The 14,301-nt window shown below is 74.0% G+C and carries 13 protein-coding genes and 2 pseudogenes; 3 read left to right on the top strand and 12 right to left on the bottom strand.

Annotated elements, in window-relative coordinates; all coding sequences use genetic code 11:
- Positions 1–115: 115 nt before the first annotated feature.
- Together AQJ30_RS12905 and AQJ30_RS12900 are read right to left on the bottom strand one after the other, a co-directional pair.
- Positions 116–1,285: a lactate 2-monooxygenase gene (locus AQJ30_RS12905; RefSeq protein ID WP_067232909.1), complete on the bottom strand. Its 1,170-nt coding sequence runs from the start codon at positions 1,283–1,285 to the stop codon at positions 116–118.
- 68 nt (positions 1,286–1,353) lie between these two features.
- On the bottom strand, positions 1,354–1,929 hold the full coding sequence (locus tag AQJ30_RS12900) for a hypothetical protein (RefSeq protein ID WP_067232906.1): 576 nt from the start codon (positions 1,927–1,929) through the stop codon (positions 1,354–1,356).
- Positions 1,930–2,263: 334 nt separating this feature from the next.
- On the opposite strand from AQJ30_RS12900, the gene AQJ30_RS12895 reads away from it, so the two are divergent.
- The gene (locus AQJ30_RS12895) at positions 2,264–2,695 is read left to right on the top strand and encodes a protease inhibitor (RefSeq protein ID WP_067232904.1); all 432 of its coding nucleotides are present in this window, start codon (positions 2,264–2,266) and stop codon (positions 2,693–2,695) included.
- A 214-nt stretch (positions 2,696–2,909) separates the two neighbouring features.
- Here the strand turns inward: AQJ30_RS12895 and AQJ30_RS12890 are convergent, their stop codons facing one another.
- From AQJ30_RS12890 to AQJ30_RS12870, 5 genes are all read right to left on the bottom strand, one after another.
- Positions 2,910–3,107, bottom strand: coding sequence for a CDGSH iron-sulfur domain-containing protein (locus tag AQJ30_RS12890; RefSeq protein WP_067232900.1), 198 nt, complete (start codon positions 3,105–3,107; stop codon positions 2,910–2,912).
- Positions 3,088–3,762: a HemK2/MTQ2 family protein methyltransferase gene (locus AQJ30_RS12885; RefSeq protein WP_067232898.1), complete on the bottom strand. Its 675-nt coding sequence runs from the start codon at positions 3,760–3,762 to the stop codon at positions 3,088–3,090. The genes AQJ30_RS12890 and AQJ30_RS12885 overlap by 20 nt, the downstream gene beginning before the upstream one ends.
- On the bottom strand, positions 3,763–4,791 hold the full coding sequence (locus tag AQJ30_RS12880; RefSeq protein ID WP_067232895.1) for an iron-containing redox enzyme family protein: 1,029 nt from the start codon (positions 4,789–4,791) through the stop codon (positions 3,763–3,765).
- A gap of 90 nt (positions 4,792–4,881) precedes the next feature.
- Positions 4,882–5,085 carry a hypothetical protein gene (locus AQJ30_RS12875; protein ID WP_245726929.1) on the bottom strand — a complete coding sequence of 68 codons (204 nt, stop codon included), beginning with the start codon at positions 5,083–5,085 and terminating at the stop codon, positions 4,882–4,884.
- A gap of 91 nt (positions 5,086–5,176) precedes the next feature.
- The gene (locus AQJ30_RS12870) at positions 5,177–6,178 is read right to left on the bottom strand and encodes a Ppx/GppA family phosphatase (RefSeq protein WP_067232890.1); all 1,002 of its coding nucleotides are present in this window, start codon (positions 6,176–6,178) and stop codon (positions 5,177–5,179) included.
- Positions 6,179–6,347: 169 nt separating this feature from the next.
- Between AQJ30_RS12870 and AQJ30_RS36825 the strand changes: the two are divergent.
- Positions 6,348–7,073, top strand: a pseudogene (locus AQJ30_RS36825) (ABC transporter ATP-binding protein); the annotation flags it as partial.
- Positions 7,064–7,246: pseudogene (locus tag AQJ30_RS36820) on the top strand (response regulator transcription factor); the annotation flags it as partial. The pseudogenes AQJ30_RS36825 and AQJ30_RS36820, both read left to right, overlap by 10 nt.
- 9 nt (positions 7,247–7,255) lie before the next feature.
- On the opposite strand, the gene AQJ30_RS12860 reads toward AQJ30_RS36820, so the two are convergent.
- The 5 genes from AQJ30_RS12860 to AQJ30_RS12840 all read right to left on the bottom strand — a co-directional run bounded on the left by AQJ30_RS12860 (position 7,256) and on the right by AQJ30_RS12840 (position 14,220).
- The gene (locus AQJ30_RS12860; protein WP_067232884.1) at positions 7,256–10,072 is read right to left on the bottom strand and encodes an NHLP bacteriocin export ABC transporter permease/ATPase subunit; all 2,817 of its coding nucleotides are present in this window, start codon (positions 10,070–10,072) and stop codon (positions 7,256–7,258) included.
- Positions 10,072–12,294, bottom strand: coding sequence for an NHLP family bacteriocin export ABC transporter peptidase/permease/ATPase subunit (locus AQJ30_RS12855; protein ID WP_067232881.1), 2,223 nt, complete (start codon positions 12,292–12,294; stop codon positions 10,072–10,074). Before AQJ30_RS12855 ends, AQJ30_RS12860 begins: the two co-directional genes overlap by 1 nt.
- Complete coding sequence (locus AQJ30_RS12850) at positions 12,291–13,097, bottom strand: HlyD family efflux transporter periplasmic adaptor subunit (RefSeq protein WP_067232877.1); 807 nt, start codon at positions 13,095–13,097, stop codon at positions 12,291–12,293. Before AQJ30_RS12850 ends, AQJ30_RS12855 begins: the two co-directional genes overlap by 4 nt.
- Before the next feature lie 95 nt (positions 13,098–13,192).
- Positions 13,193–13,408, bottom strand: coding sequence for a hypothetical protein (locus AQJ30_RS12845; RefSeq protein ID WP_067232875.1), 216 nt, complete (start codon positions 13,406–13,408; stop codon positions 13,193–13,195).
- 398 nt (positions 13,409–13,806) lie between these two features.
- A complete protein-coding gene (locus AQJ30_RS12840) occupies positions 13,807–14,220 on the bottom strand; it encodes a PaaI family thioesterase (RefSeq protein WP_067232872.1) in 414 nt (137 codons plus the stop codon).
- Positions 14,221–14,301: the final 81 nt, after the last annotated feature.

Raw genomic sequence — 14,301 nt, 5'->3', positions numbered from 1 at the left:
TCCGCCCCCGGGCGGCCGCGCTGACGCCGGCCGGCGGTGGCTGACCGACGTCGGGGCGGCGCGCCGCGGCTCGACGTCGGTCAGCGGCACCGGCCTCGACGCCTGACCGCGGCCGTCACCCCGGGTCCGCCGCCAGGTCGGCCGTGCCCACGGTCGACGGGGTGGCGTGTCCGGACAGGGCCAGCGTGAGGTCCAGCTCCGCCAGCAGGCAGCGGATCACGTGGTCCACGCCCCGTTGTCCGTCCAGGGCCAGCCCGTACACGTACGGGCGGCCCAGCAGGACGGCCCGGGCGCCCAGGGCGAGCGCCTTGACCACGTCGTCGCCGGTGCGCACCCCGCTGTCGAACAGCACGGCCAGCCGGTCGCCGACGGCCCGCGCCACCCCGGGCAGCGCGTCGGCGGCCGCGACCGACCCGGCGACCTGCCGGCCGCCGTGGTTGGACACCACCACGCCGTCCATCCCGGCGTCGGCCGCCTCCCGGGCGTCGTCCGGGTGCAGGATCCCCTTCAGCACGATCGGCCCGTCCCAGTGCTCCCGCAGGAACGCTAGGTCCGGCCAGGTCTTGCCCGGGTCCGCGAACAGGCCGAGGAAGCGCAGCACGGCCGCGTTCGGGTCCTCCTGCGGCGGCTTGGCCAGCCCCGCGAGGAACGCCGGGTCGGTGAAGTAGTTGGCCGTCCCCACCCCGTGGAGGAACGGCAGGTACGCCTGGTCCAGGTCGCGCGGCCGCCACGCCAGCATCGGGGTGTCCAGCGTGACCACCAGCACCGTGAACCCGGCCGCCTTCGCCCGGTCCAGGAAGCTGCGGGTGACCTCGCGGTCCTTGGACCAGTACAGCTGGAACCAGCGCTCGGCGTCGCCCATCGCCTCGGCGACCTGCTCGATCGGCGTGCTCGACGCCGAGGACAGCACGTACGGCACCCCGTGCGCGGCGGCGGCCCGCGCGGCGGCCGGCTCGGCGTCGGGGTGCATGATCGACAGCACGCCGACCGGGGCCAGGGCGAGCGGCGCGGGCAGCGGGCGGCCCAGCACCTCCACCGACAGGTCCCGTTCGTGGACGTCCCGCAGCATGCGCGGCACGATCCGCCGGCGCTCCAGGGCGGCCCGGTTCGCGCGGGCCGTGCTGCCGTCGCCCGCACTGCCCGCCACGTAGCCGACCGGGCCGGGGCCGAGCCGGTGCTCGGCCAGTCCCTCCAGCCGGGTCAGGTCGGTGGGCAGCCGGGGGACCGTCCCGGACATCCCGTTGAGGTAGATCTCGTACTGGAAGTCCGCCCAGTGCCTGGCCATCCGGCCTCCCGCCCCTCGTCGTCGAGTCTGCGCCGCGACCGACCCTACCGGCGGGTACGGGCCGTCGGTCAGGGGGCTGCGTCCGTCGTGCCCTCGCCTTCGTCTGCTTCGTCTGCGGTCTGCTCCGCGTCCGGTCCCCGGGCCCGGACGCGCTGGACGTGCTCCAGGGACGCGCTCAGCTCGGTCAGCCAGTCGTCGGTGTGGCGCTGGACCAGGCGGACGCACCAGGCGAGCGCGTCGCTGCGGCTGCGGGCCACGCCCCCGGCGATCAGGGTGTCCAGGACCTGCCGCTCGGGCTGCCGCAGCCGGGTCATCACCGGGGCGGCCACGTGGGTGAAGAGGGCGCGCTCCCCGCCGCACACCACCCCCCACGACACCTTGCGGCGGAACCGGTGCTCCGCCTCGGCGGCCACGGCCATGCGGGTCCGGCGGGTGCGTTCGCGGAACTCGGCGATCCGGGCCTCGACCGCGGCGGTGCGCTCGGCGGCCGGGGCGTCCTCGGCGAGCCGGGGCGCCGGGATGCGGCCGATGACGGTGATCTCCTCGCGGTCGACCGTCAGGTCGGTCAGCTCCTCGAAGAGGTCGTCGGGCAGGCGGCCGGCGAACCAGCCGCGCAGTGTCTCTCGCTGCTCGTTCGTAATCATGTAATGACGATTACTCCGCTGGTCCATGAACGCAAGGGGTCGGGAAAGGGTCTGCCGAGAGCAGAACCAGGCACCGGGCGGAATGTTTCAAGACGATTAACGAACACATGTAAACCAGCCAACTGGCCGATCCGGAGACCGGGGTGAGGCCTCGTTCCGGCGTTGGCACGTTCGAATTCCGTGACTTCACGCCACTGATTCAATACGCAAGGTTACTGAAACGAGGGGGGTCGATGTGAGTTTCGGCGGCGGAATCGGCAGACTCGCGGTCGCCGCTCCGGGCACCCACCGGTGCTGGACGGCACCCCCCGAATCGAGCGGAAGGATGCACACAATGCGGACCACCGCGCGCTGGGCAGCGACCCTGGGCCTCACGGCCACCGCCGTCTGCGCCCCCCTGGCCGGACCCGCCGTCGCCACCCCGTCGGCGCCCACCTCCCTCTACGCGCCGTCGGCCCTGGTGCTCACCGTGGGCCACGGCGAGAGCGCGGCGCAGGTGAGCCCGGCCCGGGCCGTCACACTGAACTGCGCGCCGTCGGCCTCGGGCACGCACCCCGCGCCCGCCCGTGCCTGCGCCGAACTGCGGGCGGCCGGCGGTGACCTGGACGCTCTCGCCGGGTCGTCCGACACGCTGTGTACCAAGCAGTACGCGCCGGTGGTCATCACCGTCGACGGCGTCTGGCAGGGCAAGCGCCTCTCCTACGAGCGCACCTTCGCCAACGAATGCGTGAAGAACGCCGGCGGAAGCAGCGTCTTCGCGTTCTAGGACCGGGATCGTGTGGACCCGTGGCCGCCGCGAGGGCTCGTGACTGGGGAGTGCGAGCCCGTCCACGGAACCGCGACGATCTCGTTGCCCAGGGGCCGGAAGGGCGGAGTGGGGCCGCCCGCCGGCCCCTGGGGTCATCTTCGGCGCACGTGCGACGTCCCCGGCAGAAGGAGAAGCTGCCGGGGACGTCGCACGTGCGGTCGTGGGTGCGGGCCTAACCGCGCTTGCGGTGGCTGGTGTCGCACCACGGGTAGCGGCGGCTGCGCCGGCACGTGCACAGCGCGACCCGGAAGCGGTCCGAGGACACGGTGGTGCCGTCCTCGAGCTCGATCTCGACCGGGCCCTCGACGAGTACCGGTCCCTGACGCTGGACGCTGATCCGGCGCGGCCGGTCAGAGGGGACGTTCGGCACGGACGACCACCAGCTCTTCCTTGTTGTCGTCGGAGGCGAGCAGTCCCCGCGCCTTCAGCCAGTGCTGCCGCTCGCGCATGACCGGCCCGAACGGGATGTGGTGGCGCAGGGTCACCGCGGCCTTCAGGCCGCGCTCGCGCAGACAGGTCACGGTGCGCTCCGGGTCGCTGAGCGCGGAGTGCACCAGCAGCAGGACGCCCCCGGGGCGCAGCATCCCCGGTGCCTCGCGGCAGATGTGGTCCAGCACCAGCCGCCCGTCCTGCCCCGCGTCCCATGCCCGGGCCCGCCCGCGCGGCGGCACATCGCGCTCGGGGGCGGGGACGTACGGCGGGTTGGCCAGGACGAGGTCGAAGGTGCGCCCGCGCACCGGTTCGAAGAGGTTGCCGCGCAGGATCCGCACGGACAGCCCGGCGCGCCGGGCGTTGAGCCGCGCGGCCCAGACCGCCCGGCGGGAGACGTCGACGGCGGTGACGCGCAGGCCGCGCCGGGCGGCCTCGAGTGCCAGGGCTCCGGAGCCGGTGCCCACGTCCAGGACGTCGGCGTGCGGCGGGAGCGGTTCCTCGGACAGGGCCCCGACCAGCAGGGCGGTGTCCTCCTGAGGGGCGTAGACGCCCGGTAGCACGAGCTGGTTCACGGCGACCAAGTACCCGGGCATTCAGAAACTATGGGACGTTTGAGGCGCATGGTGCGGGGCATCCAGCGGCGTGCGCAGGGAGGAACGCCCCGCCCGCCAGTCCGCGAGCAGCCGCGTGGCGAGCCGGTCCTCCACCGTGTCGGTGGCGGCGATGCCGAAGGCCACGTCCGCCGCGAGGTGCGGCTCGGCCTCCAGCAGACCGGCGATGACCTCGTTGCGCACGACCTGCTCGTGCACCGCGTCGGCCTCGACGTGCTCGTCGTAGAAGTGCACGGCGGCCGGGCCGGCGCCGGTGCGGCGCAGTGCCTCGGCCAGCCGGCGCGAGCCGGGGGAGGAGGTGATCTCCACGGACGCGAAGTGGCCCACCAGTGCGCCCCGCAGCGACCGGTGCAGCCCGAACAGGGACATCAGGTTCACGGTGGCCAGGGCCTCCGCGCAGACGTCGTCCAGGTAGTGGCCGTAGCCCGTGTCCAGGTCCAGGTCCGCCATCAGGTCGGCGAACAGCCGGGCGTGGACGCGGTCGGCGCGCCCCCCGCCCCACTCGTCGAACTCGACCGCGGCCATCGCGGCCTTGGCCCGGCCCCACAGCCGCGGCAGCACCCACCCGTGCGGGTCGGCCTCCTTGAGGTGGTACACCGAGCGCTGCGCCGCGTACTCCCGCAGCTGCCACAGCTCGCCCTCGTCCCGCAGGAAGTGGCTCACGCCGTTGCCCTCCACGGGCTCGACCAGCAGGGCCTCCACGGCCTCGTCCACGGTGTCGGGGACCCGGGTGTCGGCGCGCAGCGCGGCGAGGAAGCGCTCCTCCAGGGCGGCGCGCACCCGCAGCAGGTCGGGGTCCCACTCGGCGTCGGCGGGTACCCCGGCGAATCCCCGGTAGTGCAGCTCGTAGCAGAGGTACAGGGCGAGCTGGAGGTCGTCGCCGTAGGGGTCGGCGTCCGTGACCTGCTCGGGGGCCGGCAGGGGGCCCGCGCCCAGCAGGTACTCCTGGACGGCCGCCGACAGGGGGCCCCGGGCGGCCGGGAGCCGCGGTTCCGCATGATCGTGTGCCATGGGGCGCGGGTACCCCCGACGGCCCGGGAGCGCACCTGTCGCTCAGGACACCGGTGAGCCGGGGGCGCAGGGGCACCCCCGGCCTGCCCGTCAGTCGCCCCGCGACTCCTCCTGGGCCCGGGTGTTCGGGGTGATCGCCTCGCCCGCCTCGCCGGTGTCGCCGTCCCCGGCGCGGCGGGCGCCGTGGCGGTCGTCGCGGTCGGTGACGCGGGTCTCGGCGTCCTCGACCTCCCGCATGACCTCCTCGACGACGGTCTCGGGCTCGCGGGACTGCTCGCGGTCGGTGTCGGACACGGGGTCTCCCTTCGTCAGGTCCATCGGATCGTGTGCGCACCACCCCGGTGCGCACCGCGTCGTGCTGCGCACCCCCGGGGCGGTCCCCGGCTCACTTGCCGGCGACGCGCAGGGGAACGGGCTCCTCGGGCGTCGCGCCGTCCGAGCGCCGGATCATCTCCGCCCACCAGGACGGGCCGTCCTCGATGTGCCGCAGCAGCACACCCTCCCGGATGCCCCACGGGCACACGGTGACCGACTTCAGGTCGGTCAGCTTCATGGCGGTGTGCCCGATCACCGCGCCGGCCAGGCTCTGCGCGGCGCGCGGGGCCGAGATGCCGGGCAGTTCGGCGCGCTCGGCCACGGTGAGCGGTGCCAGCCGGTCGATCGCCGTGCGCAGGTCGCGGCGCCGCAGCGTGCGCTCGACGAACGGCCCGTGCCGCCCGGGCGCCGCCCCGCACAGCCGGCCGAGCTGCTGGAAGGTGCGCGAGGTGGCCACGGCGGTACGGGGCCCCTCCCAGCGGATGCGGGCCGCCGCGTCCCTGAGCTGGTGGCGGACCCGGCGCCGCAGCGCCCTGACGGCCTCGGGGCCGGGCGGGTCCTGGTGGGCGAGGAACTCGTGCGTCAGCCGGCCCGCGCCCAGCGGCAGCGAGGCCACGAAGTCGGGCAGCCTGCCGCGTCCGAAGGCCACCTCGAAGGAGCCCCCGCCGATGTCCAGCATGGCGAGCGGCCCCGACCGCCAGCCCATCCAGCGCCGTGCCCCGAGGAAGGTCAGCTCGGCCTCCACCTCGCCGGGCAGGGTGCACAGGGCGACGCCGGTGCGCTCGCGCACGGCGCGCAGGACCTCGTGGCGGTTGGGCGCGCCGCGCACCACCGCGGTCGCGAAGGCGAGCGGACCGGCGGCGCCCCACTCGGTGGCGGTACGGTCCGCCGCGGCCACCGCCTCGACCAGCCGCTCCACCGACTCCTCCGGCAGCGGCAGCCCGGGGGTGACCGCCTCCGAGAGCCGGAGCCGCCACTTGGCGGTGTGCACGGGCAGCGGCACCCCGCCCGCCGCGTCGGCCACCACGAGCCGGACCGCGTTCGATCCCACGTCCACCACGCTGATTCTCATGGCCTGGCGGGTTACCCACCTCACGCCGCGTCATGCCTGCGGCGACCGGGCAGCGTGCTGAGCACGCCCCGTGGGCGGACGTCGTACCCACGCATCGACCGATCGGCTGATGCGCCGTCGAGCGGGACGGCCGATGTGGCGCGCCCCGCCGCCCCGGGACGCTGGTGCCATGCCCGACACCCCTGTCATCGAGGTCACCGACCTGCGCAAGTCCTACGCCGGCCGCACGGTCGTCGACGGCGTCTCCTTCGCCGTCCAGGAGGGCGAGGTCTTCGGCATCCTCGGCCCGAACGGCGCCGGCAAGACCACCACCGTCGAGTGCGTCGAGGGCCTGCGCGTCCCCGACGCCGGCCGGGTCCGGGTGACCGGACTCGACCCGGTCACCGACCACGAGCGGGTCGCACGCGTGCTGGGCGCGCAGCTCCAGCAGAGCGAGCTGCAGCCCAAGCTCACCGTCCGCGAGGCGCTCGAACTGTACGGCTCCTTCCACGACCGCCCGCTCGACTGGCGGCCGCTCGCCGAACGCCTCGGCCTGACGGACCGGCTCACCACCCGCTTCGCCAAGCTGTCCGGCGGGCAGAAGCAGCGCCTGTTCATCGCGCTCGCCCTGATCGGCGACCCCCGGGTCGTCGTCCTGGACGAACTGACCACCGGCCTGGACCCGCGGGCCCGCCGCGACACCTGGCAGCTGATCGAGGACGTCCGGGCCGGCGGGGTCACCGTGCTGCTGGTCACCCACTTCATGGAGGAGGCCCAGCGGCTGTGCGACCGCGTCGCCGTGATCGACCGGGGACGCGTCGCCGCCCTGGACACCCCCGAGGGGCTCGTCCGCCGCTCGGCCGGCGCCACCGTCATCGGCTTCACCCCGTCCGAGCCGCTCGACGAGCGCGCCCTCGCGAGGTGCTGGCGCTGGTCGCCAAGGGCACCTCCAACAAGGAGATCGCCCGCGAGCTGTTCATCAGCGAGGCCACGGTCAAGACCCACCTCACCCACCTGTACGCCAAGCTGGGCGTCAACGACCGCGCGGCGGCGGTGGCGGTGGCCTACGACCGCGGGATCCTTGGTTAGAGCCCTCGTTCAGGTGAACTGCCGCCGCACCAGCTCGTGCAGGCGGCCCCGCGGGTCCGCGAGGAGCTCGGCCGGCGTGCCCTGCTGGACGACCTTGCCGTGCTCCATCACCACGACCCGGTCCGCGTCCAGCACCGTCGACAGGCGGTGCGCGATGACGACCCGGGTCGCGTGCAGCTTGCGGGTGCTGTCGATGACCACGCGCTGGGTCTCGTTGTCGAGCGCGCTGGTCGCCTCGTCGAAGAACAGGATCCGCGGCCGGCGGATCAGCGCCTGCGCGATCATCAGGCGCTGCCGCTGACCGCCCGAGACCGATCCGCTGCCCGAGACGATCGTGTGCAGCCCCATCGGCATCCGCCGGATGTCCTCGGCGAGGCCCGCCAGTTCGGCCGCCGCCATCACCTCCTCGGGCGTGTACGCCTCCGTGCCGCAGATGACGTCCATGATCGAGCCGGTGAACGGCTGCGCGTGCTGGAGCACCACCCCGCACTGGCGGCGCACCGCCGACTGGTCGAGGGCGGCGAGGTCCTGACCGTCGTACAGCACACTGCCGGAGACCGGGCGGTCGAAGCCGATCAGCAGCCGCAGCAGCGTCGACTTGCCGCAGCCGCTCGGCCCGACGACCGCCACGAACTCGCCCGGCCGCGCCTCGAAGGACACGTCGTCGAGCACCAGGGGGCCGTCGTCGGCGTAGCGGAACGACAGGCGCCGCGCCTCCACCGCGCCCGACAGCGGACCCGGCCGGGTGCTGCCGGACCGCACCTCGGGCGTCGCCTCCAGCACCGGCCTGATCTCCTCGAACAGCGGCAGCGCCGCCACCGCCGCCACGAACGCCCCGGTCAGCGAGGTGACCGAGGTCAGCAGCATCGTCATCGAGGTGGTGAAGGTGAGGAAGTCCGCCGCCGACAGCGCGCCGCGCGCCGGACCGGCCAGCAGCATGAACATCAGCAGCGAGCACAGCGGCAGGTACACCGCGCCCAGCACCGCGTTGAGGTTCTTGATCCGGCCGAGGCGCTGCTGGAGCTCCCGGCTGCGCGCGAACTGCGCCGCCCACGCCGCGTACGCGTAGTTCTCCGCCGCCGCCACCCGCAGCTTCGGCAGCCCGCGCAGCGTCTGGAACGCCTGGTTGTTCAGCTTGTTGGTGAGCACCACCAGCCGCCGCTGCCAGCGCACCTGCCACAGACCGAGCCCCAGGAACACCCCGGCGACGACGACCAGCATCCCGACCGCCGCCAGCGCCAGCGGCACGCTGAACCACAGCAGCAGCCCCAGGTTCACCGCGCCGACCGTCGACGCCTGCACCACCGAGGGACCGAGCCCCGCCAGCAGCCGCCGGATCGCGCTCACGCCCATGGCCGCGCTGGCCAGCTCGCCCGTCGAGCGCTCGGCGAAGAACCGCGTCGGCAGCCGCAGCAAGCGGTCCCACACGGCCGGCTGGAGCGTGGCCTCCACCCGCCCCTCGAGGCGCAGGATCGTCAGGTTCTGCAGCAGCATGAACGCCGCCGCGACGACACCGGCGACCATCACCGCCAGACACACCCGCACGATGGGGCCCTCCTGGGCCCGCGGAACGTACGCGCCGAGCACCCGGCCCGTCGCGAGCGGCACCAGTGCGCCGATCGCCACCGTCACCAGGCCGCTCAGCAGCAGGTTCGTCAGGTCGCCGCCGGTGCCGCGCATGCTGAACCGCAGCAGCCGCAGCGGGCTCGGCGCCCGGTCGGGCAGCGGCCGGTAGAACATCACCGCGCGCGGCTCGAACTCCCGCGCGTTGGCCTTCTCGACCGGTGTCTCCCGCCCGGTCGCCGGATGCACGGCGACGTAGCCGCCGCGCCGCCACAGCAGCGCCACCGGCGCCCCGGACAGCGCCCGGTGGCCGACCAGTGGGCCCACGTCGTCCCGCCACCAGCGGCCGTCCAGGCGCACGGCCCGGGTGCGCACCCGCGAGGCGAGCGCGATCCGCTCCACCGGGTCCAGCCGGTCGCCGCCGGCGCCCATCCGCTCCGGCGCGGCCAGCGCGATCCCCACGGCGTCCGCGACCAGCTTGCACGCCGCGTACGTGGCGTCGGCGTCGGCGGCCGTGGCCCGCTTCCCGGCGGGCCCCCCGATCGCCGCCAGCAGCGTCCGGTCGGCCTGGGCGCGGACCGCCTCACCGGCCTTGATGCCGGCGGCCGTCCGGGTCTCGTGGGTGCGCTCCAGCTCCTCGATCCAGCGGTCCAGCGTGGTCAGCAGGCGGTACTGCTGCTCGACCATGCCCTGCCACACCGCCGGGTCCATTAGCAGGTCGGCCGCCGCCTCGGCGCCGTACAGCGCGCCGTACCGGACGCTGCCGGGCGGCACCTGCATCCAGAACACGTCGTCGTCCGTGGTGTGCGCGGGCGGTTCCGCGCCCATCGGCGCCTGGAAGAGGACCGACAGGCCACGCCCGGCACCGAGGGCGAGCGCGTACTCCAGCGGGCTCGACTCCGGCGGCACGTACTGGGGGTTGCCGTACGCGTCGTACGCCCAGGTCTGGGTCTGCGCCGGCTGGTACAGCTCGCGCAGCCCGATCCGGTGCACGACGCAGTCCCGCAACGGGCGGGCCACCAGCGTGTGTTCCGCTCCGGTGACCGGGCCGAGCAGCAGCGCGCCCGCCTCCAGCCGGCCCAGGTGGTGCCAGTGGCCCTCCTGTCGCGCGTCCACCGCGAACAGGTCCAGCGCCCCGGACGCCACCAACCACATCACCTGCGGCCCTTCCAGGTCCAGCCGCGTGAGGCCCGAGCAGTCGACGCGCGCGCCGAGCTGCCCGAGCGCGGCGAGCACCAGATCACCCTCGTGGACGGCCGTCATCAGCGCTCCCCGACCAGCGCCGCGTACGCGCCGCCGCGCGCCACCAGTTCCTCGTGCCGTCCGCGCTCGACCACCGTGCCGTGCTGGAGGACGACGATCTCGTCGCTGTCCCGCACGGTGCTGAGCCGGTGGGCGATCACCACGCACGCGCAGCCGCGCCGGCGCAGGTTGTCCATCACGACCTGCTCGGTCTCCGCGTCCAGCGCGCTGGTCACCTCGTCCAGCACCAGGATGCTCGGCCGGCGCACCAACGCCCGCGCGATCTCCAGGCGTTGGCGCTGACCGCCGGAGAAGTTGCGGCCGTCCTGCTCGACCCGGCTGTGGATGCCGCCCGGCCGGCGCGCCACCACGTCGTACAGGGCCGCGTCCCGCAGCGCCTCGACCACCGCGTCGTCCGGGACCGACGGGTCCCACAGCGCCACGTTGTCGCGGACGGTGCCCTCGAACAGGAACACCTCCTGGTCGACGAAGGACACCGAGGCGGCGAGCGCCCCGCGCGGGATGTCCTCCAACCGCTGCCCGTCGATGCGGATGACGCCCTCCCACGGCGTGTACAGCCCCGAGATGAGCCGCGACACGGTCGACTTGCCGCTGCCCGAGCCGCCGACCAGCGCCACCTGCCGGCCGGGCCCCACCGTCAGGTCGAAGCCGGTCAGCAGCGGCGCGTCCAGCGGGCTGTAGCCGAAGGTGACGTTCTCCAGCTCGACGTGCCCGCGCAGCCGGCGCGTGGCGTCGGCGCCGCCGGGGCGGTCGTACAGCGGGTCGGCGCGGAAGCTCTCGACGTCCTTGAGCCGGGCGACGTCCGCCGCGAAGTCCTGGATGCGGCCCGCGACCCCGTTCAGCCGGGTCAGCGGAGCCGTGAAACGGGTGACCAGGGCCTGGAACGCCACCAGCAGGCCCACCGACAAGTGCCCCTCGATGGCCCGCAGCCCGCCGATCCACAGGATCAGCGCGCCGTTGAGGGTGGCCAGCGTCGGCGCGACCACCCCCAGCCAGGCGCTCGGCACCCCGAGCCGCTGCTGCTCCTCCAGCGTGGTGGCGTGCTGCCCCGCCCACGTGCGGAAGTAGCCGTCCTCCCCGCCGGTCGCCTTCATCGTCTCGATCAACTGCAGCCCGGTGTACGCCGTGTTGGTCAGCCGCGCGGTGTCCGCGCGCAGCTTCGCCGTCCGCGTCGCCCGCAGCCGTACGACGATCCGCATGGCCACGACGTTCAGCAGCGCCACCCCCACCCCGACGAACGTCAGCTGCGGGTCGTAGCTGTACAGCAGCACCGCGTACAGCACCACGACGACCGCGTCCACGCCCGCCGAGGCCAGGTCGCGGGCCAGCGTCTCGGCCACCGCGTCGTTGGACTGCAGCCGCTGCACCAGGTCGGCCGGGCTGCGCTGGGCGAAGAACGTCACCGGCAGCCGCAGCAGGTGGCGCAGGAAGCGGGCGCTGGACAGGGTGGAGGAGATGATCCGGCCGTGGTGCAGGTTGGCCTGCTGGAGCCAGGTCAGCGCCAGCGTGAGCAGCACGCAGGCGCCCATCGACGCGAACAGCACCCCCAGCAGCGAGGTCTGACCGCCGATCAGGAACAGGTCGATGTAGGTGCGGCTCAGCGCGGGCACCGCCGCGCCCACCACGACCAGCAGCAGGCTGGCCAGCACGGCCGCCGGCAGCGTGCCCGCCGTGCCGCGCAGCCGGGCCGGCAGCGCGCCCAGCACGCCCGGACGACGCCCGCCCCGTGTGAAGTCCTCGCCCGGCTCCAGCACCAGCACCACGCCGGTGAAGCTGCCGTCGAAGTCCTCCATCGGCACGAACCGCCGCCCCTTGCCGGGGTCGTTGACGAACACCCCGCGCCGGCCGAAGCGGCGGCCCATGCCGTCGTAGACGACGTAGTGGTTGAACTCCCAGAACAGGATCGCCGGTGCCCGCACCCCGGCGAGGGCGGCCAGGTCCATCTGCATGCCCTTGGCGGTCAGGCCGTAACCACGGGCCGCCTTCAGCAGGTTGCTCGCGCGCGAGCCGTCCCGGGAGACGCCGCACGCGATGCGCAGCTCCTCCAGCGGGACGTGCCGGCCGTAGTGGGCGAGCACCATGGCGAGGGAGGCGGCGCCGCACTCGACGGCCTCCATCTGGAGCACGGTGGGGGTGCGGACCGTCTTCTCGCGGCTGCGGGGCACCGATCGCCGGGGCGGTGCGGCGCGGCGCCGGCCGCGGGTCTCCTGGGCGGTGGTCACGGCAGCAGCCAATCGACGGGACGCTGGTCGGCCAGCCGGATCGAGCCGGTGGCCAGGGTCATCGAGGTCAGGGCGTACGGCGGTCCGTCGTGCGAGGACCAGCGGTAGCCGCTCTTCGTCGTGGGGGAGGTGTCCAGCCGGACCAGCACCGCGACCGGTCGGCCCGTGCGGGTGAACTGCTCGCCGAGCTGGCCGTCACCGAGGAACGCGGCGATCTGCCGGGCCGACTGCGCAGTGCGGTCCACCGCCTTCACGTGTCCGCGCAGCACGCCGTAGCGCTGCGCCGGGACGGTCTGCACGGTCAGGTCGACGGGCGCGCCCGCGGGGATCGCAGCGGCGTTCTCCGCGGGGACGTACACCGTCGCGTAGAGCGGGTCGTCGGCGTGGGCGACCTTCTCGACGGCGGCGACGTCCGCGCCGGTGGAGATGATCTGCCCGATGCTCGCGGCGAGCGCGGTGACCCGTCCCGCGGCGACCGTCCGGACGACCGTGTCGCCTCCGGCCGTGCGCACCTTCAGCACGGGCGCGTCGGCCGGCAGCCGCTCGCCCTCCTTGGCCAGCACCGCCGTGACCTGCCCGGCGGCGGGACTCTGCAGGACGTAACTGCCCTCCCCGTGGGTGAGGACGGCGGGCGCGCTCACCGTGGAGGCAACCGAGCCGGTCACCGCCCACACGGACGCGGCCGCGATGACGACCACCGTCACGGACAGCACGAGCCAGCCCTGCGGACGCGCGAAGCGCACCGGCAGGTCGAGCTCCTCGGGCGACTGGAGCTTGGCTAGGGCCTGTTGACGGAACTGCATGGACCTTCCCACGCCCCGGAGGGCTACGGCTGTCGGGGCACCCGTGAGTCCCGGAACCGCGCACGGCTCCGGGACTCAAGGGCTACCGGGTGCGATCAGAGACCGGCGACCAGGTTGGTGACCGGGGCCACGTTCAGGCCGGTGACACCCTCGACCGTGGACACGGCGGTGTCGACCAGGCCGGTGACCGGGGCGATGCCGTCCACCGCACCGGTGACGGTGTTCAGGGTGTTGAGCGACAGGCCGCCGGAGACGTTGTCGAGCTCGGTGTCGGAGATCTCGACGGTCTCGACCTGGGGGGTGGAGTTCATGGGGGAACGTCCCTTCCTCTGGATATTCACAAGGGGCCGCCGGAGCGCTGAGCGGTGCTCCCGCGGTGCGTTGGATGTAAGCAGGTCCGCACCCCGCGCAGCCACTCAACCGTGCCTCCCACCTGCGAACTTGGCGCTCGGGGGCAGCAAACGGTGACGATGTGCCCACGGCTCTCCGGCGAGTCCTTCACAGCTCGTGCGGCAATGGCGGCCGGGCGCACGGGTGGTACGGACGGCGAATCCGGCACTCCCGCCCCAAAGGCGTGCCGGACCGCCCGGGAGTTGTGCAGAAGCCCCGCGCCCGGTGCCCCCCGTGGGCATTCGCTGTGCAGATTCTCTGGAGCGAAGGTTCGGCCCGGGATGATCGACGGAGCGTCAGGAGCCCGTCACCGTCCGTCTCAGCCCAGGAGGGCGTACACCGTGCTCGCGCGCGCGGCGAGTTCACCGGTCCGCTCGGCGGTCATCGTGATGTCGGCGAACGCCATCCGCCGGCCCAGCTTCGTCAGCACCGCCTCGACCAAGACGTCCGAGTCCGTCACCGCCCGCTGGAACGACGTGGACTGCTGAACCGTCGTCATGGGCCCGTAGGCGCCGCGGGCCGAGGCCACGGCGATCACCGTGGCGGTGTCCGCGGCCGCCATCAGCGCCTGCCCCGACAGCCCCCCGCCCTCCCGGGCCAGCGCCCCCGACCAGGGCAGACGCAGCACGGCCCGGTCGGGGCCCAGGGACGAGACCGACAGGCCCAGGGCCAGCACCCAGGGCGCGAAGTTGTCGGCGAGGATCGTGTCGGCTTCGGCGGTCGTCATCGTCATGTGGGCGATTGTTCCCCGGCGTTGACCCCCGGACGCGGACCGTGGCCGAAACCGCCGCGCGCGTCGGACGCCGACGGGACG

It is taken from the genome of Streptomyces longwoodensis (assembly GCF_001514125.1).
GTDB lineage: Bacteria > Actinomycetota > Actinomycetes > Streptomycetales > Streptomycetaceae > Streptomyces > Streptomyces longwoodensis.
Note: the sequence above shows the minus strand (reverse complement) of the source record. Positions and strands in the feature narration are given on the sequence as shown.